The sequence below is a fragment of the Kribbella ginsengisoli genome, assembly GCF_039537185.1.
Taxonomy (GTDB): Bacteria; Actinomycetota; Actinomycetes; order Propionibacteriales; family Kribbellaceae; genus Kribbella; species Kribbella koreensis.
Genome location: NZ_BAABAA010000021.1, coordinates 20790 through 42778, shown reverse-complemented (window position 1 = coordinate 42778; position 21989 = coordinate 20790). Strand labels below are relative to the sequence as shown.

Below are 21989 nucleotides of genomic sequence, written 5' to 3'. Positions count from 1 at the left end.
GCCGTGGCCGTGTCGGGTGCGGACCGCCACGGTGTGCTACCGTTTCTGACGGTTGCAGTTTTGCAGTTCCCCGTTCGTTTTTGAAACGCCCGCGGATTTGTGATCCGCAGGGCGTTTTCTCATTTCTGGGCCTCGGTCCGGTGTGGGAGGGCTCGTTCGGCAACCAGGGGACCGACGACCGTCGGGACCTGTTACCCGCCCCACACAAGGAGCAGATCATGGCCAGCGGAACAGTGAAGTGGTTCAACGGTGAAAAGGGCTTCGGCTTCATTTCTCAGGACGGCGGCGGCGCCGACGTCTTCGTGCACTACTCGGCGATCGCGGCGGACGGCTACCGTTCGCTCGATGAGAACCAGAAGGTCGAGTTCGACCTGACCCAGGGCCCGAAGGGCCCGCAGGCGGAGAACGTCCGCCCGGTCTGAACCACCGCTTGAGCGAGCCCGGCCGATTTTTCGGCCGGGCTCGTTCTTTTTATTTGACCCAGAGAAGTTCGCCGTCGTCCACCTGATCGGTACGCCGAAGCCCGGCAGCGGCCGCGACGGCCGCAGACGCGGTGTGGTCGGGGTGGACGTGCGCGATGATCCGCGCGGCCCCATGAGCCTCCAGCCAGCCGACCATCCCCACGGCGGCCTCCTTGGCGTAGCCCTGCCCCTGCCAGGCCGTCCCCAGCACCCAGGCGATCTCCGCCTCGTCCCCGATCACAGTGGCCTGCACATAACCGACCAGTTCGTCGTACTGCGTAACGCTGATCACCCAGTTGAGCCACGACTCCCCCGGCCGCCCTGGCCCCGCCACCTGCCGCCGGTACCGCTCACTGAGCGCCTCCGCCGTCGGCGGCTCACCCCCGGTGAACCTGTACAGCTCCGGATCGGCCAGCACCGCGGCCATCGGCACGGAGTACTCCACCCGCAGCGGCAGCATGGCCAGCCGGTCAGTGACGAACCTGGTCGCGATCATCCGGCTAACGGTAGTGCGCTCAGGACGGAGTGCACTGACTTCGAGCGGCTCGGCCGCTCCCTCCACGGCCGGCCCGCTCGTCGCCATCTCCACCCCTTCTTCCCTCCCGTTACGCCCGAAGCCTGGTGTTCGGATGCAGGTCGAACCGCGGGTACCGGTGATCACCGGACCCGTATGGCATGACCCGCTCCTCGTAGTGCAGGTGTGGGCCGGCGGCCACGCCAAGGCGATCCCCTGTCTCCACCGTGTCGCCCTGGCGGACCTCCGGCTCGGCCAGATGGTCGTAGAGATGCCAGATGGCATTGGACTCGACCACGACCTGATGGGCCAGCACCCGGACGACGACCCCGGCCATGGTGGCCCTGATCGGCGTACCGGCCGCCGCGCGGTAGTCACGGCCCGAGTGGAGGCCGTGTTGCTCGCCGCCCGCGACCCCGAACTCGCAGGTCACGTCCGCATTGTGTACCGGAGCTGCCATGGGAAGAGAGTGCGAGCAAACCTTCAGACAGTCTTAAACCCGGGCTGGGACCGCCGGGTAAGGGGCCGGTTCGACTTCTAGCTCGGCCATCCGCTGGATGTAGGTCCGGTACGCCCGCCTGGCCTCTCCATGAGCCCCGCTCGCCTGGAACGCGCCCACCAGACCCAGGTGGGCACGCTCGTCGTACTGGTCGCGCTGGAGGATCCGCAGCAGGTAACCGGCGGCCGCATCGGGATCATCCTTCCCCCGCTCGGCCAGCACCCGCGCCACCCGGACATAGAGCGCCCTGGCCTCCTCACGCATCCCCGCGGCCCAGTCGGCGTACACGTCCTCCTCTAGGAAGTCCCCGCTGTACGCGGCCTCGGCCGCTCGCAGCAGCGGCATGCTGTTGCTGTCCAGGCCGCTCCGGGCGTCGTGGAGGAAGCCCTCAACGTCGACGGAGGTCTGGTCGCCGTCCAGCCAGATGGTCGCGCGGTCGGCGCCGACGAAGCGGTCGGGCGAGTAGCGCTTCTCGGGGTCCAATACTGAGCGCACGGTCGAGAGAGCGACCGAGAGTCTCGGCGAGGCGACTGACTCTCCTTGGTCCGGCCAGAGCAGGTCGAGTAGCTGTACCCGGGCGACTGGGCGGCAGCGGCGGGCCACCAGGATCTTCAGTAGGTCGCGTGCCTTTTTCGACGGCCATTCGCCTAGTTGGATGGCTTTGCCGTCACGTAGTACGCGGAAGCCGCCCAGGCATTCGATGCGTACCGGCGCCGGCCCCGTCTGCTGACTGGCCGCCAGAGCCGCTGCGGCATAGCGAGTAGCTCCCGCGGCCAGGAACTGCTGGTGGGCTCGCAACGCCAGTTCTCGGCCCTCAGCACCCTGCGTACGCTGGGCCAGCATCAACTCCGCGCGTGCCTGTCCCAACGGATCGCCCAGCTCGTTCCGGATGTTCAGAACCTCGTGCAGCACCTCACCGCCGTCGGCAGCCGCGTACAGCTCAAGCGCATCGGCCAGCCCGGCCCGGTCGCGACGCCGACGACAGAGCGCCGCAGACTCTTCGGCAGCCGCCGCCGCTTCCGCCTTGTTGCCCGCATGCAGCGTCACCCAGCCCAGCGCCACGAGCGCTCCGGACAGGCCGGGGACCGGGCCGTAGGCCACGGCCTGCCTGGCGATCTCGGCCAGCTCCGCCGCCCGCTCGGGCTCCTCCACCGCCAGCACCCGGGCAAGCCCGGCCAGGGACGGTACGAGCGACTGCATGTCCTTGGTGTCGTCCGCCATCGCGATCGCTTCCTCGTAGCACGCTCTCGCCATCGCCCTGTCCCCCCTCTCGCGATAGACCTCGCCCAGCACGGCCAGCGGCTGAGCCACCCGCTTCGACTCCAGCTTCTGGTAGAGCGCCCGGGACGCCTCCAGCTCGCCGATGGCCTCGTCGAGCCTGCCGAGCCGCAGCAGCGCCTCGCCCCGGTTGTTGAGGGCCAACGCCCGAAAGACCGCGAAGCCAGCGCGATCCGCCAGCTCCAGGGCGATCTCCAACTCGTCGAGCCCCAACGTGTAGTCGCCTTCGGCAACATGGTGCGATCCGCGGTTGACCCGGATCCGGATCGCCTGCAGGAGATCGCCGGCTCGCTCCGCGTGCTCCAGCGCACGCAGGTAGTGAGATGCGTTGCCGCGCGGGTCACTGTCGACAGCGGCCAGCATCGCCAGCACGGTATGGACGATGGCCATCGCCCGGTCGTCAGCGGACACCTTGGCGCAGATTTCCGCCGCTGCGATGAGCTCACGGCATTCGTCGAACTCGCCCCGCAGCCAGTGCGCTCCAGCCCACCAGGCCTGCAACAGGGCCTCGTCCGCCGGGTGCTGGCCGTCGATCCTGCCCCTGCGGTACATGGCTACCGCGACATCGGTTCTGCCGCGCAGGTGATGGATCAGCCCGAGCCGCCACGCGATGCCGACGGGGATCTCGCCCTCGGGCTCGATGATCCGGTCGAAACACCTCTCCGCGCCCTGCCAGTCGCCGAGTACCTGCCGTGCTTCGCCTTCCAGCTGATCCATCGCGGCATCCCGTAGCTGGTCCGGCAGCGAACTGACGGCTACGACCACTGTCTCCGCCAGGCCACCACTGACCATGGCATGCCCACGGTGGGTCAGCATCCGGGCGACGTGGGCCGGGTCCACTGCCTGGTAGCAGGCCAGGGCGTCTCGCTGGTCTCCGACAGACTCGAACCACTGCCCTGCTTGCAGTGTCAGCTCCGCCATGCCGACCTCATCCGCTGACAATCTGTCGATGGCGAAGCCCCGGACCAGCGGGTTGAGCTCATAGCCGTCAACCTCGCCCGCAGAGACGAGCAGACCTCGAATCCGCAACTGGCGCAGGGATTCCGGGTTCTCGGTGACCCCTATCGCTTGGCAGAGCTCGGCACTGAACCTGGGCAAGACGGCGACCGCAGCGACCAACCGGCGTACAGATGCTGGCTCTGCTGCGAAGACCTCCTCGGCTAGGTAGTCATAGAGCGGCCCATCCGACCGCAGTGCTCGTTGCAGTCGCCCCGGCCGCTCCGAAGCCGGTACTGTCCGCAGCGCCTCGACAGCCAGCCGCACAGCAGCCGGCCACCCCTGTACTGCGGCCTGCAGCGGCTCAGCCAGCTCCTCAGCCCCTTCACCCAGTACTACGTTGAGCACGGCAACGGTCTCTTGCACGGTGAAAGCCAATGCTGTCGCGTCGATCTCCAGCACCTGGCCTCTGCCACGCAACCGGTCGATCCCGAAGGGCATGGCCGTCCGGGACGCCACCACGAGATGCAGCGAGGGCGGCGCGACACGCACCAGGCCCTCGATCAACTTCGTTGCCGGGTCACCCGGATTGAGCTCGTGCAGGTCGTCCAGCACGAGCACCAGGTCGCCGGTGAGGTTCTGCTCGAGCGCATCGGCGAGCAAAGCGGCGTACGCGAGAGCTCTGGTGCCCTGCTCGGCATCTGCGTCGGGGCCGCGCGGTCCCTGGAGCTCAGCGGCGAGCACAGTCGACAGTGCGGGCACCTGGCGGCGCAGTGCGTCGACCAGCCCGGTGACCATCGCAGCTAGTGAGCGGTCCTCGGCGCGGACGGTATACCAAGCGCAGGGGCGCTCAGCAGCCCAGGCGCTGAGCAGAGTGGACTTGCCGAACCCGGCGTCGGCCACCACGGTCAGCAAGCGGCGGCGAGCGCCCTCGCTGAGCAGCTTGGTCAGCCTCGGCCTTGCGACCGTCCCCTCCATAGCCCCACCTCCGTGTCCCCGTCTGCACTCCCCCGAGTACGTAGAACAGGACAACACCGTCAGTAGTGGCGCCGCAACAGTGTTAGCCCGGATCTCTCCGGGAGGTTTGCCCGGTATCGGCGGGACTGCCGTCCCGGGACGGCTAAGGTGGGTGCCCATGAACGACCGGCTGGTGTGGATCGACTGTGAGATGACCGGACTCGATCTCGAAAAGGATGCCCTGATCGAGGTCGCCGTGCTCGTCACCGACTACGAACTCAACGTGCTCGGAGACGGGATCGACCTGGTGATCGCACCACCACCGGCTGCCCTGGAGCAGATGGGCGACTTCGTCCGCGACATGCACACCGGCTCCGGCCTGCTCGACGAACTGCCGCAGGGCATCGAGCTCGCCGACGCCGAGCAGCAGGTCCTCGACTTCATCTCCGGCTACGTCAAGGAGCCGCGCAAGGCGGCGCTGGCCGGCAACTCGGTCGGCACCGACCGCACCTTCCTGGTCCGCGACATGCCCAAGGTCGAGTCGCATCTGCACTACCGCAACGTCGACGTCAGCTCGATCAAGGAACTCGTCCGCCGCTGGTACCCCCGCGTGTACTACGCGACGCCGGCCAAGAACGGCAACCATCGCGCGCTGGCCGACATCACCGAGTCGATCGCCGAGCTCCGCTACTACCGGCAGACCGTTTTCGTCCCGATGCCCGGTCCGGACACGGAAACCGCGAAGGCGGCCGCTTCAGCGGTCAGCACCCCGATTTCAAGTTCCTGACCTTCATCGCTATGATTCTCCAGTCGCGCTGATTAAGGCGGCTGAACATGGTGGGTATAGCTCAGCTGGTAGAGCACCTGGTTGTGGTCCAGGGGGCCGCGGGTTCAAGTCCCGTTACTCACCCTCGGACGAGGGCGATCGTGTCTGCAGAAAGCGCAGACCGGTCGCCCTCGGTATTTTGTACGCTGTCGGCGCGGGCGGGGGCTTCGCCACCCACACCCCCTTAGGATCCGAGGCGTGAAGTCGTCGGGCAGTGCATGGTTCGGGTACGGGATCGCCGTCGTGGTGACCTTCTTGGTCGGGATGCTCGCCTTCACCGTGTTCGTGTTGTCGAAGGTGTTCGGGTCCTCGGCACCGCAGGAGAAGCCGGCGCCCGAACCTCAAGCGGTCTCCAGCCCGACCACGACGATCGACCGGCGCCCGGTCGCGGTCGGCGTGATGGAAGTACAAGTAGTCAAGGGCAATCCGCAGCAGGTCGTGCTGATCGTCGCCACCCCGACCGGCTGCGCGCAGGACCCGCAGGTGGTCACGTACGCCGAGGGCGCGGGAGCGGTCGCAGTACGGGTCACCCAACGCGTCTACCGCAGCGGCTGCCACAAGAAGACCGACTCCGTACTGGCCACTGCGAAAGCGCCCATCGCCGGGCGGACCCTGCTGCTGAACGGGGTGCCGTGGACGGTGGGCGCTGACGGGCAGTACGAGCAGGCCCTGCGAACCGCTACTTCGTGATGCAGCCGGCCGGGAGGTCGAACCACCTGAGGTGGTCGAACTCGTCGTTGACGTGGGCCTCGGTCTGCGAGTCCTTGTGCTGGCAGGCCGACAGCAGCGTACGAGCCTCGGCCAGGTAGCCGGCCAGCGCCGACTCGGGAGCCTTGTCGTCGTGGCGGGGATAGCGGAGCTGACCGTCCGCGTCGTACCCGACCTGCGACAGCCGCATCGGCGGCTCCACCGGTCCGCGGTAGTGCTTCCACAGGCCGTTGGCCGGGTTGAAGCGGTAGTCGCCGAGCAACCGCCAGCCGTCCGAGGCGACCAGCTTCACCGCGGCGACGACGTACTCGAAGACCGCCTCGGAGATGAAGTAGTTGAAGTTCACTCGCACCCAGCCGGGCTTGATCCCCTCGCAGCCGTGCACGATCTCCTCTGCGAACTCGGCGGACCGGGCCAGGTCGATACCGAGCAGCGTGTGGCCGTAAGGGCCCGCGCAGGAACAGCCGCCTCGGGACTGGATCCCGAACAGGTCGTTCAGCAGCGCGACCACGAAGTTGTGATGCAGGTATCGGCCCGACGGCGCCTTGACCACGAACGACACGATCGACAGCCGCTCCGCGTCCAGGTTGCCCAGGATCTCGATCGCCGGTTCCGCACGCCACGCCTCGACGGCGCGACGCAGGTACGCGTCCTCGTGCGCGCGGATCACGTCGATGCCGACCGCTTGCTTCAGCTGGAAGACCAGGCCGGCCCGGATCGACTCGATGATCGCCGGCGTGCCGCCCTCTTCGCGGTGGATCGGGTCGTCGAGGTAGCGGTGCTCGGTCGGGTTCACGAAGGCGACCGTGCCGCCACCCGGTACGTCAGGCACGCGATTGCGCATCAGCTCACGCCGGGCCACCAGCACTCCCGGCGTACCGGGTCCGCCGATGAACTTGTGCGGGCTGAGGAAGATGGCGTCCTTGTAGGCCAGCGGATCCGCGTCGCGACCGCCGTACATGTCGATCTCGACGTACGGCGCGGCGGCGGCGCAGTCCCAGAACGACAGGGCGCCGTGCCGGTGCAGCAGGGCGGAGACGCGATGGGTGTTGCTGACGATGCCGGTGACGTTGCTGGCGGCCGAGAACGAGCCGATCTTCAGCGGCCGCTCGGCGTACTTCACCAGCTGGTTCTCCAGCATCGGGATGTCGATGTGCCCGTCGGGGTCCTGGCCGATCACCACCACGTCGGCGATCGACTCGCGCCAGGGCAGCTCGTTCGAGTGGTGCTCGTACGGGCCGATGAAGACGACCGGCCGCTGCTCCGGCGGGATCGTGTCGGTCAGGTGGTACTCGTCGTCCAGCTGGGCCGGGATGCGCAGGCCGAGGATGCCGATCAGCTTGTCGATCGCGCCGGTCGCGCCGGAGCCGCAGAAGATCACCGCGGTCTCGTCGTCGCCGCCGACGCTGTCGTGGATGATCTGGCGGGCGTCCTCACGCAGCCGGGTGGTCTGCAGGCCGGTGCCGCTCGACTCGGTGTGCGTGTTCGCGTACCGCGGCAGCACCTCCTCGCGGATGAAGTCCTCGAGGAAGGTGAGCGCCCGGCCGGACGCGGTGTAGTCGGCGTACGTGACCCGGCGCGGCCCGTACGGACCCGGCATCACCTGGTCGTCACCGATCACCGAGGCCCGGATCCGGCTCAGCAACGCGGTGTCCGGCGGCATCGCCACCTGAGTGTCCGCGGCGGTGTCGTCGGCGGTGCTGGTCGAGAGATCCCCCTGCATCGTCATGCCGTCAGGGTACGGCCGGTAAGCCACATTCGTCCTGTAAGACCTGACACTCCTGCGGCTAGGCTCTGGCGCAGTCGACGCGAGGAGCTGGGGATGACGTTTTCCAAGGAGCTGTGGGAGTCCGGGGCCGCCGAGGTGTACGCCGGGATCGTCCGGCACCCGTTCATCACCGGGCTGACCGACGGCACGCTGCCGCACAGCGCCTTCCGCTACTTCATCATCCAGGACAGCCACTACCTGCGCTCGTACTCCCGTGCGCTAGCCCTGGTCGCTGCCCGGGCAGTGGACGAGGATGCGGTCAGCATGTTCGCCCGGCACGCCGCAGACGCGATCGCTGTCGAGCAGGAACTCCACAGCTCGCTACTGGGCTCCCTGGGTCTCACCTCGGCCGACGTCGACTCCGTAGGCTCCGGGCCGACCACCACGGCGTACATGTCCTACTTGACCGCTGTCTGCGCCACTGGGACATACGCCGAGGCAGTGGCGACCGTACTGCCCTGCTACTGGATCTACCGCGAGGTCGGGCGGGAGCTGCTCAAGCACTCCTCGCCGGATCCGGTCTATGCGGAGTGGATCGCCGCGTACGGATCCGAGGAGTTCGATGCGGTCGTAGAGTCTGTCCTGGCGGTGACAGACCGGCTCGGCGCCGAGGTGGGCCCGGGCGAACGCGACCGTTGCCACCGGCACTTCGCCACGACCACCAGGTACGAGTGGATGTTCTGGGACGCCGCGTACCGCGAACTGGATTGGCCGGTCTGATGCAGAACTTCTACGACGTCGTGATCGTCGGCGGTGGCCACAACGGCCTCGTCGCGGCTTCGTACCTGGCCGGTGGCGGCCTCAGCACGCTCGTACTCGAGCAGCAGGGGCATACAGGCGGTGCAGCAGTCAGCCAGCAGGTGTTCCCGGGTGTGGACGCTCGCCTGTCGCGGTACTCGTACCTGGTCAGCCTGCTCCCCGACAAGATCGTGGCCGACCTCGGCCTGGGCCTGGAGCTCCGCTCGCGGTCAGTGGCCTCATACACACCGGTACGCCGCGATGGGCGCGACCTCGGCCTCATGGTCGAGCGGCCGGAGGGGACGGCTACCCGGGCCTCCTTTGCGGCTCTGACTGGTAGCGATTCGGAGTACGAGGCCTGGACCTCCTTCTACAACTCTGTCTCGTCGCTGGCCGGTGTAGTCGCGCCGACCCTGCTGGGGCCGCTGCCATCCGTTGCGGAGCTCCGCAAGCAGGTGGACCCTGCGCTGTGGGAGGCGCTGGTCGAGCGGCCCTTCGGCGAGGTCGTGGAGCGACTGTTTGCCGACGACACCGTGCGGGGCGTGGTGGCGACCGATGCGGTCATCGGCACCTTCGCCGGGCTGCACGACGAGTCCCTGATCCAGAACCGCTGCTTCCTCTACCACCTGATCGGCAACGGCACTGGCGAGTGGCGTGTGCCCGTGGGTGGCATGGGCGCCGTGACGGACGCACTGGCCGGCGCTGCTCGACGTGCTGGCGCCTCTGTGGTCGTCAACGCCTCGGTGACCTCAGTGGAAGCCGATGGCACCCGCGGGTCGGTGACCTGGATGGGTGGTGACGGAGAGCGCACGGTGGACTGCTCCTACGTACTCGCCAACGTCGCGCCCACCACTCTTGCCGCGCTGCGTGGTCAACCCGTCACCGAGAAGCCCGAAGGCTCCCAGCTCAAGATCAACCTGCTGCTCTCCCGGCTCCCCCAGTTGCGTTCCGGCGACGACCCGAGGCGAGCCTTCGCCGGCACCTTCCACATCGACGAGGACTACAGCCAACTCGAGACCGCGTACCAGTCGGCCGCCGGTGGCTCGCTGCCGTCCGTACCGCCCTCCGAGGTCTACTGCCACTCGCTCACCGACCCATCCATCCTCAGCCCCGAATTGGTTGCCTCAGGCCACCAAACCCTGACCGTCTTCGGCGTCCACTTCCCCACCCGCTTGTTTGCCGCCGACAACGACGCCGCCCGCGACGAATCGGTACGCCGGGTGCTGGCCGGCCTGGAGTCCTACCTGGCCGAGCCGCTCGACCTCTGCATCGCCCGCGACGCCGACGGCAACCCCTGTATCGAAGCCAAAACCCCCGTCGACATCGAGGAATCCGTCGGCATGCCCGGCGGCCACATCTTCCACGGCGACCTCCAATGGCCCTGGGCCGAGGACGACACCGAGGCCGGCCGCTGGGGCGTCGAAACCGACGTCGCCAACCTCCTGATCTGCGGCTCCGGCGCCCGCCGAGGCGGCGCCGTCAGCGGCATCGCCGGCCACAACGCAGCCATGGCAGTCCTCGACCTCCGCCCCTGACATACCGATTTCACTTCCACCCAAAACCCCTGCTACGATCCTCTTCGTTCGCAAGCACAACAGAACATGCGCCGCTAGCTCAATTGGCAGAGCAGCTGACTCTTAATCAGCGGGTTCGGGGTTCGAGTCCCTGGCGGCGCACAAAAGCCCTGGTCACGATGGTGACCGGGGCTTTCGTCTATATGGAGCCCATGCCATATCCCATGCTTTTGACCTACTGAAGGTCGCCGGTCCGGCTCCCACCTCCTGCCGGCGCTCGCCCGGCGGGATGCAGTGTCCCCATGCCCGCGTCCGACTGGAGCTGTAGCTCCGAGCGAGATCACAGCGGCCGTGTACTCTGTTTGGCGGCAAGGGCGTCCGCTCTTGCCGCATCTTCTAGGGCTTCGGCTCTAGGACACCAAGGAGCGAAGCATGCCCAGATACGTGCATGTCCCCACGGAAGCAACCCCCCACCTCATCCGGCAGGCGTACGAGGCCGGCGGCCCGTATCAGTGGGCTCGGGAGGCGTGGCGCAACTCGGAAGAGAGCGGTGCTTCCACGATCTTCTTCGGTATCGAGGAGCAGGCCGCGGCCGACCTCGGTGTACTCCGTCGAACCATCATGGACGACGGTTCCGGCATGGCACCGGACGATCTCCGGACCTTCCTTACGACGTTCGGCGGTGGCGGCAAACCGATCGGAGTCGACGGCAACTTCGGCCAGGGCTTCAAGTCGTCTGTCCTGCCGTGGAACCCGTACGGCGTCGTCGTCATCAGCTACTCGGACGACCAGCCGGACGGCGCGATGCTGTGGATCTACCGCGACAGCCAAGGCAACTACGCCCTGAAAGAATGGTCGGTCTACGACGAGGACGACGAGTACGTCGGACAGACCGACGTCGTCGTGCCGTTCGACGATCCCGACCACGGCTGCGACTGGGGTGCGATTCGCCCATCGTGGCTCAAGACCGGGACGATCATGGTCCTCCTCGGGATGACCTTCGACAGCGACACATGGATGGGCGACCAGGACCCCTCTCGCACCGAAGGCGTCGACGGCCTGGTGCGGTACCTGAACGGACGCCTCCTCACCGTGCCGGAACGCGCCGGCAAGCCGATTGAGACGACCGTGGTGGACCTCTACCGGAAGGGCCCAACCGACCGTCGGGACACGAAGGACAAGACAGTCACGCTGCCGTCGGGCGATGCGATGGTCTGGCGCCCCCGACGCGTGTACGGACTGCGGCACTACATCCCCAAGACCGCCGTCACGGGCACCGTGCAGCTCGATCCGCACGGCACGACGGCCGAGTGGTTCTACGTGCCAGAACCGGACTCCCCGGTCGCCGGAGGACAGGACTACATCACCCAGCGCCCCGTCATCACCGTGGACTACCAGGGCGAGGCGTACCACTCGGACACCACGAAAGGTCGCTACCGCCAGTTCGGGATCACCGACGAGATCATGGGCCGCACGTGGCTGATCCTGCATCCGCCGGTGTACAGCGACAGCAAACCGACCGACTGGGGTGTGCTCACACAGGCCTCCCGCCACATTCTGATCTCCAAGGGTGGGCTCGAACTCCCCTGGGAGGACTGGGGGGACGCGTTCTACGCCTCGTTCCCCGAGAAACTGGCTCAGGCACGGGACGACGCGCGCGCCAAGACCTCCACGGCGTCCGACCCCAACATGTCGAAGCACCTCGCGCGGATCCTGGACCGCCTCAACCCGCGCTTTAAGGCGTCCCGTGTGCTGTCCAGCGCTGCTGGACGTCTCCTCGGTCATCCGACTGGGCAGATGGCCGGATCGCCTGCTCGGAAGGGCGGAGAGCGTGGAAAGGGACCTGCGCGAGGTGGAGGCTCCGGTGGGACCACCGGGACTCGTCACATTCTCGCGCCGGCCGCGAGCGGGGGAATGACCGGAACGTCGCAGACTGTGAAGGCTGGCTATCCGGCATTCGACTGGAAGAACTTCGACGCGGATGAGGCGAAGCACCTCGCGATGTTCGACCGCAACGACAGCCTGACGGTCGACGGCTTCAAGTCGAACGGTGTCGTGTGGCTTAACTCCAAGCATCCGGTCTTTCTCCAGGAATTCAGCTACTGGGCCGATCAGGTCTGGCCGAAGGCAGACCCGGCGAAGGTCACCGAACTCGTGAAGCGGGTGTACGGCGAAGAGGCCGTGGCGCACGTCGTCCATGCCCAGCGTCTGAACGGGCTCGTGGTCGCCAAGGGTGACGACGGAGCGCCCGTCCTCCTGGGCAGGGAGGACGTCGAGGACCTGCTCGCGCACACGCCCCTGTCTGCTGCGCTGCTTGGCCTCGTAAACGTCGAGCAGCGCATTCTGACCCAGGGTGGCGGTCTGTTCGGCAGCCGCGCGAACAACTGATGCTCTAGAGGCCGGGCGGTCCGTGACCGCCCGGCCTCGCTCAGCAGTGCGCGACCCATCTCACCCGTGGGTGCCTGTCGTACCAGTCGGCTCAGTGTGTCCGAGCCGGTCGGCCACCTCGGATGACCGGTTTAGAGCTGCCTCCAGAGCTGCCGCCGCTGCCGGGTTCTTCGCCCGCCGCGCCATGTAGACATCCTGGGTCAGTGACGGCCGCGCGTGGCCGAGCTGGTCAGCGATCTGCCGTGCGCTCTGCCCCGCGTCGTCAAGGATTGTTGCCGTCGTCTTCCGGAACGAGTGCGACGTGATCCACGCCAGAGCATCAGCCTGACTGCCCTCGGCGGCCTGTCCCGCCACCTCCAGCAGCTCAGCCCGCTCGGTCCCTGACACCCGGTACAGATCCAGCAGGGCAGCGGCATCGACCAGCTCCAGCCGTACCCGCGCCGTCTCGATCAGGCTGACTCGCGACTGAGCCCAGCCAAGTCGGGCAGCGGTGTCGGTCTGCGACAGCCCGGCCGCCCGCCGTGCCTTCCGCAATAGACGCCCTAGCTCCTGGCGCGTCTCACCGCCGATCGGAGACCGAGCCTCCCGCAGATCCCTCCGGGTGTTGGCAGGGTCGCGGTAACTACCCCGCGAGTCCGCAAAGACCGGCTCGTCCAACCGGCCTCCGTTCATCAGCCGCGTGCGGAGCATCGCCATGCCCCACGCCGGCACTTTGAGAACCCGCTCACCCGCCCGCGACTTCGTCTTGATCCGGACCAAGCCTTGGCCCTTGATACGGATGATCTGGTGCGTGATCTCGACCTCGCTCGCGGCCAGGTTGATCTGTTCGCCATGCACTCCCAGCGCCTCCCCGATTCGCACTCCGGTGGCGAGCATGAAGGTCGTCAGGTCCGGCAGATCCGCCGCAACCGCGCTCGGATCGGCCCGGAGCTGTTCGAACCATGCGTCTCGCTCTTCGTCCGTGAGCGCCCGCGCCTTCCGCTTGGACTCGCTCTCGATCGTGTCCACATCTCGAATCGGATTGGTGTCGATCGCGCCGTACCGTGCCGCCAGTCCGAGCGTGCCGGACACCACGCTCCGGCAGGTCTTGGCCGTCGCCGGACCAACGTCCTTCTTGATCGCACCGACCACCTTGTCCAGCAACGGGGTCCGCAGCTCCCCCAACCGGACCTCACCAATCGCTGGCAGTACGTGGTTGTCGAGCTGACGCCGGTAGGTGTCAACGGTGCCCGGCGACCTCTTGCCGTCCCGCACCTTCTCCTCCAGCTTGCTGAACCAGATCTCTGCTGCGACAGAGAATCTGTCCATTGCCGTCAGCTCCGTACCCTGACTGGCCTTGCGCCGGTTCTTGAGCTTCTCCTGCAAGTCGGCCTCTGCCTGAGTCTTCGTCCGGCCATAAGCCTCTACCTGACGAACTCGCCCATCGAAATCCCGGTAGCTCGCGACCGACCGGTGAGAGGTTGCTTTGCCCTTCTCGTTCCAAGCAGCTTCGTACGTCCGGATCTTGCCCCAGCTACCCATCGGGAGGGGTTTGCGTCCCATTTCGTCAATCTCCTTCAGGCAGCGATCATCATGGATTTGCGCCAGGCCACTACGTCGGCCGGGTCGTACCGCAGGTGCTTGCCGACTCGCGCGGCCGGTGGGCCGTCATTGGTGAGCCGCCATTTGTAGATCGTTTTCACCGACACCCGGAGGTAGGCGGCGACCTCGTCGACCGTCCAGCAAGCAGCGTGAACGGCGTCGACCATGGTCAGCGTGAGTTCTGTGATCTCTGCGGACATCTGAGGTGCCTCCCGGCTAGGCAACGTGGACGTTGTTGTCGGCATCAGAGAGAGCGGGGACAGGCCGGGGGCCCCAAGGCGTACCAGCCGTACCAGCCTCGTTTTCGCAGGTCAGGGTCAAGGAGGCTTGGTCGGTTGGTACGGCTTGAGCCGTACCAGTGGCAGAAGCCTCCTCGGGGCTGACCTGCGAAGTTACGGCTGGTACGGCTGGTACGGCTTCCCCAGCGGCTGGTTTTGGCTCGGGGCAGTAGCGGTTCCACGCGTCGGCGAAATCGCTGCGGTAGTAGCCCTTGGCCTGCCCGGTGGGGAACCGGATGGTGTCGCTGCGGATCTCGAAATCGCGCAGCAGGTTGCCCATCTTCATCGCCGTCAGCCCGGCCGCGCCCATCGACGCCCACGGTCCCTCAGCGTCACTACGCAGCCGCTCCAACAGGAGCTGAGTCGGCAACGCGTCAGCGTCTTGGAACGCCCTGCGGCAGTCGGCCAGCAGCCGGGTCGGGATCGAGCTTTCGTCGCCCGCGTCCCGGTCACTGGTGAGAGCAACGGCAGCCTTGCGGGCGGCGCGTGGCCACTGCCCACCCGCCAGGTCGGCAACGGCGATCATCGGTTCCCACGTGTCGGCGGCGCGGTCTTCCAGCGGCATGTCCGGCGTCGCGTTGCGCAGCTCCTTGACGTGGCCGGTGAGCCACTGGTTGAGCCGTTGCCGCAGTTCATCCAGCTCGGGACCGTCACGGCCGACGCGGTACGGCGCGACCTTCTCCCCCGGCGCGCGACGACGCATCCGGATCACCGCCGCCCGGTCCTCGATCGTGTCCGGCATCGCGCCGATACCCGCGAGCGCGGCCATGGCGAACGTGGCGATCTTCTCCACCGACTTGCTACTGGCGTCGTACCGCAGCGCCGGACGGCCGCGTTGGTGACCGGCGTTGAGCAGGCCGCGCAGGTCTTCGTTGTCGCCTGCCTTCGGGCCAAAGATCGTGTCGGCCTCATCGATCAGCAGCGTCGGCGGATCAGACGGCGCGACCCCAATCGACCGGTACACAGCAGACGGTGAGGCGTTGACGGTCATCAACGGCCGATGCGACATGCCCTCGACCATGTCCAACAACCGCGACTTCCCACAGCGCCTCTCCGGCGCCCGAATCACTAGCCGGGGCGCACAGTTCCAAGCCGGAATCGCATGCGTCGCGGCCACCCACAACACCACGGCGGTCAGCGCTGATGTGCTGGGCAGGATCACGTAGCGGGTGATGGTTGCGGCCATGTCGTCCAGCAGCTCGGCACCGTCGACGGGCTCCGCCTGGTCGTGCTTGTCGTCGGTCATGCGGCGATCCCTTCGTCCCGGAAACCGCCGGCGATGGCGGCTCTGATTTCTCGGTCGCTCTGGGCGGCTTGGTGGCCGACGAAGGTCAGCGCGGTGACGGCGTCGGCTTGGTCGATGGCACCGGCCGCGACCATCCGCGCAACGCCTCTGGCAGCGCCGTAGAGAGTCGCTCGGCGTTTCCCCTTTGCAGCACGGCGTACGGCGTCCAGATGCGCCGCGAGGAGCTTGTCCGGGCAGGAGATGCCCCCGCCCGGTTGTGTCGTGGTCGAGCTGGTTTGCGGGGTGGACGGTTTGGCCGGCGCAGGTGGAAGGCACTCAGCGATCAGCGCGGGGGGCATCTCGCTTACGGCCGATCCGTTGACGGTCGCCCACCGGTAGGGCAAGCCCGTGCGGTGGTGGAGCGATGGCGGGAGGACGACGTAGCCGCCATCGGCTTTGATGTCTATTCCCGGCCGTCCCGGCATCGGCCGCGACGGCACGTGCTGTCCGGGATGGGCGTAGTACAGGTGCTGCCCTCCCGAGCCGGTGACAACCCGCAGCGTGCGCGGCAGCAAACCTTCGTTCAGGAGATCGGTCATGCTCTTCGTCCCGCCGTGTGCGGGGTCGACATCGACCACCAGCAGGCCGGACACCGCCCCGGTCCGGACGGCGAGCTGGCCACGCGGGACGGCATCGACGTTCGCGGTGACGCGGGCCGGATGGGCACTGGCGGCGTAGAAGCCGTGGCAGGTCAGGTGCCCGCAGCTCGCCGGGTCGTGGTCGGTAGCAACGCGGCAAGCGTCACAGTTGGCGACCGGCCGCTTGGACCGACCGAGCATGAACACCGGCCAACCGCGTCCGGCGGCAGCGAGTGCGGCGGTGAGGATCTGATTCATCGGTAGTTCTCCCCTCGAGTAATTTCAGGCAGCGGACGAGTAGCTGGCGGCGATCCGGCGGGCGACCCACTCGAACACCGGCACAGCGACCGAGTTGCCGAGTTGTGCGTACCGGTCCCGGTCGGACTGCGGGGCACCGTTGGAGGTGGTGGTCCAGCCGTCTGGGAATCCCTGTAGGCGTTCGCCTTCCAGCGGGGTGAGGCGGCGGGGTCCGGTGTCGGGTTGGACGACGTAGGTGACCATCGACGGGTCTTGTTTGTCGTTGCCGCCGTGGCTGACCAGCGAGTACGCGGCCGGCGGTGCCCAGGTCATGCGGCTGCCTCGGTCGGCTCGCTCGCTGCGGTCTGCTCCAACGCGGCCCGCAGTTGCGGCGGCAGGTTGCGGCGTCGCCTGGCGGTGCGGGTGAGCATTCCCCGGCAGACGGTCGGGTTCAAGGAGTACGCGCACAGGTGCGGTCCGGTCTCCAAGATGTCCGACAAGGACGAGGCGGCGGCGTCGGTGGGGTACTCCGAAACCGCGAGCGTCCAGCACCCGCCAGGCACTGTCCATCCCGAGCTGGGCCAGGTCCCCGAGGACCGCGCCGAAGTCTGCTCCGTCGTTGACCGAGAGAAGGCCAGGGACGTTCTCGCCGACGAACCAACGGGGATGTAGTTCCGCCAGCAGTCGCGCGACGTGCACCCACAAGCCCGAGCGTGGGTCACCCAGCCCGCCACGACGGCCCCGAGATGAGTTGCCCTGGCAAGGCCATCCGGCCGCGACGATGGTTCGTTCGGGAACAACTCCAACTGCTCGGAGGTCATCAGCGGTCACCTTCGTCAGGTCTTCAAAGAGAGTCGTGTCGGGGAACTGGTCGGCCAGGACGCCACGCGCTGCGGGGTCGATCTCGACGGCGGCGAGAGTGGGGATGCCGGCGCGGTGGAACCCGAGGTCGATGCCGCCGATCCCGGCGCACAGCGACACCAAGTGCAGGCCGTGGCCGGTCACTTGCCGCTGCCCTTGCTGGTCGAGTTGCTCGCGGCGCTGTGGGTGCGGCGGTAGTAGCTGATGACCTTGCGGCCGAACCGGACCCGCAGCCCGGAGCCGTCGCACCGGCCGCAGTGCCGGAAGGCGTTGCCGAACGGGGATTTGAACTTGCCGACGCCCTTGCACCGGCGGCACTTCCCGAACGGCCAGACAGCACAGGTGAGCAGGTAGAACGCGACGCAGATGGTCACGATGAGTGCCACCGTGGCGGCCTGGGCGATGCTGTGGGCGGTAGCGGTGAGGTCGATAGTGGCGCTGCCCAGGTAGCTACCGTGGGTAGCGGCGTCAGGGATAGCGGTAGCGGGGGTGGTGGGCATGGAATGCCTCCGGAGGGCTGTTTTTGGGCGTGAGGAGCGGTGGCCGCTACCCGCTACGCGTGGATGAACGGCCTGGTCAGGTCTGGGTTGCGGGGTAGCGGGACGGGTAGCGTTGCCGCTACCGGTAGCGGGCCGGCCGCTACTTCAACTCGTCCCGCACCCTGTTGAGTTGGTTACTCTCTGTTCGCCGCGGGGGGCTAGCCGCCAGTGGCGGCGCGGCGGTTGATCGCGGCGCGGATGTCGTCGGCCTTGGCTCCCTTGCGGGTCGCGCCGTCGCGCTTGACGTTGACGCTCGGGACGTTCAGGCCGCGTGCCTGAGCGCTGATCGCTTCGGCGGTTGTGCCCTCGTACTGCTCGGGCATGTCGTGGGCCAGCCGCCCGGCGATCGTGTCCCAGTGCGCGGCACTGTCGACACCCATCACGGTCAGCACGTCGGCCAGCACGTCGCGGCTGGCGCGCTCGATCTCTTCCCCGGCCGCCTCGCCGGTGAGGGTGCCGAGTCGTTCGCGGTGGGCGCGGGCAGCGGTCAGGATCTTGTCCGCGTCGGTGTGATCGGCCAGGAACGTCCGCACCGTAGGCGTGGCGTCGGATGCGCCGTAGAGGTAGCCGACGCCTCGGTACTCGTCGCCGACCGGCAGTTTCGACGCGTCGAAGCCTTCCTGGTAGGCGTCACCGCCCAAGACGGCCTCGGACACGATCCGGTTACCGCAGCGCAGCGCGAACCGGTTGGTGTGGTTGTCGCGGTACCGGGTGAACAACCGGGCCACGTCACCCGCACCGACACTGCCGGGCTTTTGCGAACAGGACTCGATGATCACACCCGCGCTCGGACCGACTGCCTGAATCCGCGACAGCTTCGCGGCGAACTCCTTGTTGACCGCCTGGTCCTCGGTCTCGAAGTAGACCTGGAACTCTTCCATCACGAGCATCAGGACCCGCAGGTCCGGGTGGCGCGGGTCGCGGGCCAGTTCCTCGGTCAGCTTGCCTTCGGGGCACTGGTCCACCGGAAGCGTGGTCAGGATCGAGTTGACGCGGTCGATGTGGGCGAGGATTTCGTCCAGGATCGCGCGCAGGTGCTCGATCGGGTCGTCATCGTTGGGGTTCGGGTGCGTCCCGAACACGATGCGGTGGGCAACCTTCTTGAATGCCAGCCAGTCCGGCGAGTTCTTGCCATCGACAACGATCAACTTCACGTACGGGTCCAGCGCGGCATGCAACGCGATCAGCCGGGCCGCGAACGTCTTGCCCTTACGCGGCTGCGCGCCGATCAGCAGCGACGCCCACAGCAGAGACAGGTTCACGGGGTTGTCTCGTTCGTCGCGGCCGAACTTCACCGGCCGCCACACCGACCGCGGCTTGCAGTCCAGCATGTCCGTCCGGCCCACCGGAACCGCGAGCGGGTCACGGTCGGACACGAACAGCGTGTGCCGGCGCGAGCTGGTCTTGTCCGGCGTCAGGAACACCTGGTTCACGTGCACGTCCAGACCCGAAGCGATCTTCTCCCTCGCCCCGGCAACATCGGACCAGCCCTTGCCGTACGGGAGATCCACCAGGACCTGAGAGCCTGTGTTGCGGGCATCGCGTGACATTTGCGATCCGAACCGGATCTCTTGGTCGGTGCGGTCGGGCTTGCCGAGTCCGGCTGCGTAGTAGGCGCGCAGCACGATGTCCGAGTTGAGCTTGCGGAAGCGCGGTGCGACGACCGCTGTACCGACCAGCGTCTGGCCTGCCGGGCGGCCGTAGTGCGCCGCCGCCGCGACCAGACCAGCACCCGCAAGAGCCACAACAGCGCCAGGAGCGGCGTTCAGGGCAATCGGGGCACTGATGGCCAGCCCGATATTCTGGGCCGCCAGAACGCCGCCGCGCCACAGCCTGGTGCGCTTGAGTTCGCGGTGGATCTTCTCCCACTCTTTCAGCTCGTTGCCGTCAGCGGCCTTCTGCTCAAGGGCAAACGAGTTCGGCACCCACCACCACGCGAGCTGATTCCGCACCAGCCGAGCGAACCCACGGCCAGCGAACCAGGTCAGCTTCGCGCCGTACCAAGGCGACCGGACCGCATGGAACGCAGCCACGTGACCCGACCGGACCAGCGCACGCCGGACCGTGGCGCGCAGGTTCTGCGGAAGCAGGTGCACCGGGATGATCGGGAGCCGCTCCCCCGGCGTGACTGGTACGGCAAGACCGGGAGTGTCGACCGGAACCAGCACCTTGCCGGAGCCTGGCTCGGAGTCGTCATCCAATGCGACCTCATAGGCCGTATCCATCCGCTCGACCTCACCCGCCGACAGCGGCACGGTTTTGCCGGCCGCGTCGCCCGGCGTCTGCGAGGCGTCGTCGCGGCGGGCGCGGTGCGCGTCCAGGTCGATCGGCTCGGGCACGTTCTCGTTCGGCAGCTCGGACATGTCAGTTGCTCCCGTTCTGCGTGTGGGAAGGGATGACGCTGTACGGACCAAGCAGGACTGTGGTCCGGCCGTCCGGTCCGGACGGGCTGATGATGGTCAGGTGCAGCGCCTTGGTGACCGCGCCACGGATCTGCGGCGTCCAGCCCTTCGACGCCTGCATAACAGCGGTCGGCATCGACGCCAAAGCGACCACCAGGCAGCCGATTTCGGCCATATCGAACACAGTCGGAGACATGCCGTCGTTCTCGGTCATGGTCACTTCTCCCCGTTCTTGAACAGGCGGGCACGGAGCTGACGGAACCGGCTCGGAGCCTGTACCGGTTGGGGTCCGGCGTGGACCAGGTGAGCGAGCGCCGCCCCCATGCCCAGGACCGCCACGGGCAGGCAGGCGACAACGGTGGTGATCTGCCACGGAGCCCGCGTGACCCCGGCCGCCTCAAGCAGGTGGTAGGCGATCTGACCGAGCGCACCCAGAACAAGCGCGGAAAGTGCCGACCACTTCGCGAACCGGCGAGCCGATGCCGGGACCTGACCCGACAGCCAAACCCGCAGCGCGAACGCGGCGTACGTCTCGACACCGATCGGGAGTGTGATGGCGGAGTTGATCGTGAACCCATCCGCGATGCCAGGCAGCGGGTGAACGATCCCGAACCCGGTCAGGGTGCCGAGTCCGACCCAGCCCGACCAGACCGCGACGAACGCGGGCAGCGCCAGCAGCACCACCGGCCAGGTGCGCACGGAAGCGGGTACGTCAGGGAGCCCCGCGGAACCCCCCTCAGATTCGGTGGGTTCGGCAACGATCACCGGTTCTGCAGGCGCTGTGACCTGCGGAGATGCCTCCCCCGCCGCCGCGCGGGGCATCTCATCGTTGGTCGGCGCGGCCTCGGTCTCAGGTGCGCTTTCAGCCGGGCTCGGTACCGGGTGTAGATGCGTCCCAGTGGCCGCGCCGTCTTCCTCGATCAGCGCCAGGCGGATTGCCTTGGCCTTGTCCTTGCCGATCCGGAAGTGCTTCATCAGCCGGTTCTGCGACGGGACGCCACCAGTCTTGGCGGCGAGCTTGCGGGCTGCCGGGATTAGGTCCTCAACGGGGACCGGGTAGGTCGTACGAAGCGGAGTACTCATGACTGCTCCCCCAGACCGTGACCGCAGCACGGCAACCGGAACGGACCAACGTGGACGTACTGCTCGCCCGCGATGATGGGCGTGATCGTGGTCAGGGTGAGCGCCTTGTCTACGGCTTGCCGCATCTCGTCACTCCACCCCCACGACACCTGCTCGATGACCGGTTGAAGGGCAGCGAGAGCGCAGATCAGCTCGGCAACATCCGAGACGGACAGCTCCGGTAGGGGCGCAGAGGTGGGATCGATGCCAGTCATGCCGCGTCCTCCGACTTCGGCTCGCGGTCGGCCAACTCGCGGCCGATCTCCAACACTTTGTGTTCCGCCCGGCGCACCCGACGCCGGTCCAGCGCCGATGCGGCCGGACCCGCGTTGATGTACGAAATCTCGGCGTCCAACAGATCCAACTCAGCCTCGATCAGCGGCCACTCACGCTCGATGGCGGCCAATTCCGCCGGGCTCGGGTCCTCGCTGCTGACTGCCGGAAAGGCGATGATGATGCTCACGGGTTGTGCTCCTGTTCGTAATGGGACGGGCGCGACCCAGACGCCTCGGCGGGTGC

Annotated in this window: 21 protein-coding genes and 2 tRNA genes; 8 read left to right on the top strand and 15 right to left on the bottom strand. The window is 67.4% G+C overall.

Annotated elements, in window-relative coordinates:
- Positions 1-218 precede the first annotated feature (218 nt).
- Positions 219-422 carry a cold-shock protein gene (locus tag ABD768_RS40855; RefSeq protein WP_026163488.1) on the top strand — a complete coding sequence of 68 codons (204 nt, stop codon included), beginning with the start codon at positions 219-221 and terminating at the stop codon, positions 420-422.
- 49 nt (positions 423-471) lie between these two features.
- Here ABD768_RS40855 and ABD768_RS40850 read toward each other — a convergent pair whose 3' ends face one another.
- The 3 genes from ABD768_RS40850 to ABD768_RS40840 all read right to left on the bottom strand — a co-directional run bounded on the left by ABD768_RS40850 (position 472) and on the right by ABD768_RS40840 (position 4666).
- On the bottom strand, positions 472-957 hold the full coding sequence (locus tag ABD768_RS40850) for a GNAT family N-acetyltransferase (RefSeq protein WP_344850050.1): 486 nt from the start codon (positions 955-957) through the stop codon (positions 472-474).
- 109 nt (positions 958-1066) lie between these two features.
- Positions 1067-1435 (bottom strand): M23 family metallopeptidase, encoded by a 369-nt coding sequence (locus tag ABD768_RS40845; RefSeq protein ID WP_343971042.1) that lies wholly within the window; start codon positions 1433-1435, stop codon positions 1067-1069.
- Between the two features lie 33 nt (positions 1436-1468).
- Positions 1469-4666 carry a tetratricopeptide repeat protein gene (locus ABD768_RS40840; protein ID WP_343971039.1) on the bottom strand — a complete coding sequence of 1066 codons (3198 nt, stop codon included), beginning with the start codon at positions 4664-4666 and terminating at the stop codon, positions 1469-1471.
- Between the two features lie 157 nt (positions 4667-4823).
- Here ABD768_RS40840 and orn point away from each other — a divergent pair, with 157 nt between their 5' ends.
- The 3 genes from orn (at position 4824) to ABD768_RS40825 (ending at position 6161) form a co-directional block, all read left to right on the top strand.
- Positions 4824-5432 carry an oligoribonuclease gene (gene orn / locus ABD768_RS40835; protein ID WP_343971036.1) on the top strand — a complete coding sequence of 203 codons (609 nt, stop codon included), beginning with the start codon at positions 4824-4826 and terminating at the stop codon, positions 5430-5432.
- Positions 5433-5482: 50 nt separating this feature from the next.
- A tRNA-His gene (locus tag ABD768_RS40830) sits at positions 5483-5555 on the top strand.
- 114 nt (positions 5556-5669) lie between these two features.
- On the top strand, positions 5670-6161 hold the full coding sequence (locus ABD768_RS40825; protein WP_343971033.1) for a hypothetical protein: 492 nt from the start codon (positions 5670-5672) through the stop codon (positions 6159-6161).
- Here the strand turns inward: ABD768_RS40825 and ABD768_RS40820 are convergent.
- Positions 6151-7908, bottom strand: a complete 1758-nt coding sequence (locus ABD768_RS40820; protein WP_344850044.1) for an aminotransferase class V-fold PLP-dependent enzyme — start codon at positions 7906-7908, stop codon at positions 6151-6153. The two genes, ABD768_RS40825 and ABD768_RS40820, sit on opposite strands and share 11 nt — an antisense overlap.
- A 93-nt stretch (positions 7909-8001) precedes the next feature.
- Here ABD768_RS40820 and tenA point away from each other — a divergent pair, with 93 nt between their 5' ends.
- The 4 genes from tenA to ABD768_RS40800 all read left to right on the top strand — a co-directional run bounded on the left by tenA (position 8002) and on the right by ABD768_RS40800 (position 12587).
- On the top strand, positions 8002-8667 hold the full coding sequence (gene tenA / locus ABD768_RS40815) for a thiaminase II (protein ID WP_343971027.1): 666 nt from the start codon (positions 8002-8004) through the stop codon (positions 8665-8667).
- Entirely contained in the window at positions 8667-10220 is a 1554-nt protein-coding gene (locus tag ABD768_RS40810) for a phytoene desaturase family protein (protein WP_344850041.1), read from the top strand. Before tenA ends, ABD768_RS40810 begins: the two co-directional genes overlap by 1 nt.
- Positions 10221-10288: 68 nt before the next feature.
- A tRNA-Lys gene (locus ABD768_RS40805) sits at positions 10289-10361 on the top strand.
- Positions 10362-10631: 270 nt separating this feature from the next.
- Positions 10632-12587 carry a hypothetical protein gene (locus ABD768_RS40800; protein ID WP_344850039.1) on the top strand — a complete coding sequence of 652 codons (1956 nt, stop codon included), beginning with the start codon at positions 10632-10634 and terminating at the stop codon, positions 12585-12587.
- Between the two features lie 60 nt (positions 12588-12647).
- Here the strand turns inward: ABD768_RS40800 and ABD768_RS40795 are convergent, their stop codons facing one another.
- From ABD768_RS40795 to ABD768_RS40745, 11 genes are all read right to left on the bottom strand, one after another.
- Positions 12648-14129: a helix-turn-helix domain-containing protein gene (locus ABD768_RS40795; protein ID WP_344850037.1), complete on the bottom strand. Its 1482-nt coding sequence runs from the start codon at positions 14127-14129 to the stop codon at positions 12648-12650.
- Positions 14130-14143: 14 nt separating this feature from the next.
- Positions 14144-14368, bottom strand: a complete 225-nt coding sequence (locus ABD768_RS40790) for a helix-turn-helix domain-containing protein (RefSeq protein WP_344850035.1) — start codon at positions 14366-14368, stop codon at positions 14144-14146.
- Positions 14369-14384: 16 nt separating this feature from the next.
- Complete coding sequence (locus ABD768_RS40785; RefSeq protein WP_344850033.1) at positions 14385-15692, bottom strand: DUF3631 domain-containing protein; 1308 nt, start codon at positions 15690-15692, stop codon at positions 14385-14387.
- Entirely contained in the window at positions 15689-16567 is an 879-nt protein-coding gene (locus tag ABD768_RS40780) for a bifunctional DNA primase/polymerase (protein WP_344850031.1), read from the bottom strand. Before ABD768_RS40780 ends, ABD768_RS40785 begins: the two co-directional genes overlap by 4 nt.
- A gap of 24 nt (positions 16568-16591) precedes the next feature.
- Complete coding sequence (locus ABD768_RS40775) at positions 16592-17551, bottom strand: DNA cytosine methyltransferase (RefSeq protein ID WP_344850028.1); 960 nt, start codon at positions 17549-17551, stop codon at positions 16592-16594.
- Complete coding sequence (locus tag ABD768_RS40770; RefSeq protein ID WP_344850026.1) at positions 17548-17907, bottom strand: hypothetical protein; 360 nt, start codon at positions 17905-17907, stop codon at positions 17548-17550. The genes ABD768_RS40775 and ABD768_RS40770 overlap by 4 nt, the downstream gene beginning before the upstream one ends.
- 197 nt (positions 17908-18104) lie before the next feature.
- Entirely contained in the window at positions 18105-20309 is a 2205-nt protein-coding gene (locus ABD768_RS40765; protein ID WP_344850025.1) for a cell division protein FtsK, read from the bottom strand.
- A 1-nt stretch (position 20310) separates the two neighbouring features.
- On the bottom strand, positions 20311-20562 hold the full coding sequence (locus ABD768_RS40760; RefSeq protein ID WP_344850024.1) for a hypothetical protein: 252 nt from the start codon (positions 20560-20562) through the stop codon (positions 20311-20313).
- Positions 20563-20564: 2 nt separating this feature from the next.
- Positions 20565-21431, bottom strand: a complete 867-nt coding sequence (locus tag ABD768_RS40755) for an ABC transporter permease (RefSeq protein WP_344850022.1) — start codon at positions 21429-21431, stop codon at positions 20565-20567.
- The gene (locus tag ABD768_RS40750) at positions 21428-21685 is read right to left on the bottom strand and encodes a hypothetical protein (RefSeq protein WP_344850020.1); all 258 of its coding nucleotides are present in this window, start codon (positions 21683-21685) and stop codon (positions 21428-21430) included. The genes ABD768_RS40755 and ABD768_RS40750 overlap by 4 nt, the downstream gene beginning before the upstream one ends.
- A complete protein-coding gene (locus ABD768_RS40745; protein WP_344850018.1) occupies positions 21682-21933 on the bottom strand; it encodes a DUF6284 family protein in 252 nt (83 codons plus the stop codon). The genes ABD768_RS40750 and ABD768_RS40745 overlap by 4 nt, the downstream gene beginning before the upstream one ends.
- Between the last annotated feature and the right edge of the window lie 56 nt (positions 21934-21989).

What these genes read in the sequence shown, in the direction of transcription:
- ABD768_RS40770 (WP_344850026.1), bottom strand. Translation starts at nt 17,907, where the DNA reads ATGCCCACCACCCCCGCTACCGCTATCCCTGACGCCGCTACCCACGGT.
- ABD768_RS40800 (WP_344850039.1), top strand. Translation starts at nt 10,632, where the DNA reads ATGCCCAGATACGTGCATGTCCCCACGGAAGCAACCCCCCACCTCATC.
- orn (WP_343971036.1), top strand. Translation starts at nt 4,824, where the DNA reads ATGAACGACCGGCTGGTGTGGATCGACTGTGAGATGACCGGACTCGAT.
- ABD768_RS40760 (WP_344850024.1), bottom strand. Translation starts at nt 20,562, where the DNA reads ATGACCGAGAACGACGGCATGTCTCCGACTGTGTTCGATATGGCCGAA.
- ABD768_RS40840 (WP_343971039.1), bottom strand. Translation starts at nt 4,666, where the DNA reads ATGGAGGGGACGGTCGCAAGGCCGAGGCTGACCAAGCTGCTCAGCGAG.
- ABD768_RS40855 (WP_026163488.1), top strand. Translation starts at nt 219, where the DNA reads ATGGCCAGCGGAACAGTGAAGTGGTTCAACGGTGAAAAGGGCTTCGGC.
- ABD768_RS40850 (WP_344850050.1), bottom strand. Translation starts at nt 957, where the DNA reads ATGATCGCGACCAGGTTCGTCACTGACCGGCTGGCCATGCTGCCGCTG.
- ABD768_RS40765 (WP_344850025.1), bottom strand. Translation starts at nt 20,309, where the DNA reads ATGTCCGAGCTGCCGAACGAGAACGTGCCCGAGCCGATCGACCTGGAC.
- ABD768_RS40780 (WP_344850031.1), bottom strand. Translation starts at nt 16,567, where the DNA reads ATGAATCAGATCCTCACCGCCGCACTCGCTGCCGCCGGACGCGGTTGG.
- tenA (WP_343971027.1), top strand. Translation starts at nt 8,002, where the DNA reads ATGACGTTTTCCAAGGAGCTGTGGGAGTCCGGGGCCGCCGAGGTGTAC.
- ABD768_RS40820 (WP_344850044.1), bottom strand. Translation starts at nt 7,908, where the DNA reads ATGACGATGCAGGGGGATCTCTCGACCAGCACCGCCGACGACACCGCC.
- ABD768_RS40755 (WP_344850022.1), bottom strand. Translation starts at nt 21,431, where the DNA reads ATGAGTACTCCGCTTCGTACGACCTACCCGGTCCCCGTTGAGGACCTA.
- ABD768_RS40785 (WP_344850033.1), bottom strand. Translation starts at nt 15,692, where the DNA reads ATGACCGACGACAAGCACGACCAGGCGGAGCCCGTCGACGGTGCCGAG.
- ABD768_RS40795 (WP_344850037.1), bottom strand. Translation starts at nt 14,129, where the DNA reads ATGGGACGCAAACCCCTCCCGATGGGTAGCTGGGGCAAGATCCGGACG.
- ABD768_RS40750 (WP_344850020.1), bottom strand. Translation starts at nt 21,685, where the DNA reads ATGACTGGCATCGATCCCACCTCTGCGCCCCTACCGGAGCTGTCCGTC.
- ABD768_RS40810 (WP_344850041.1), top strand. Translation starts at nt 8,667, where the DNA reads ATGCAGAACTTCTACGACGTCGTGATCGTCGGCGGTGGCCACAACGGC.
- ABD768_RS40845 (WP_343971042.1), bottom strand. Translation starts at nt 1,435, where the DNA reads ATGGCAGCTCCGGTACACAATGCGGACGTGACCTGCGAGTTCGGGGTC.
- ABD768_RS40790 (WP_344850035.1), bottom strand. Translation starts at nt 14,368, where the DNA reads ATGTCCGCAGAGATCACAGAACTCACGCTGACCATGGTCGACGCCGTT.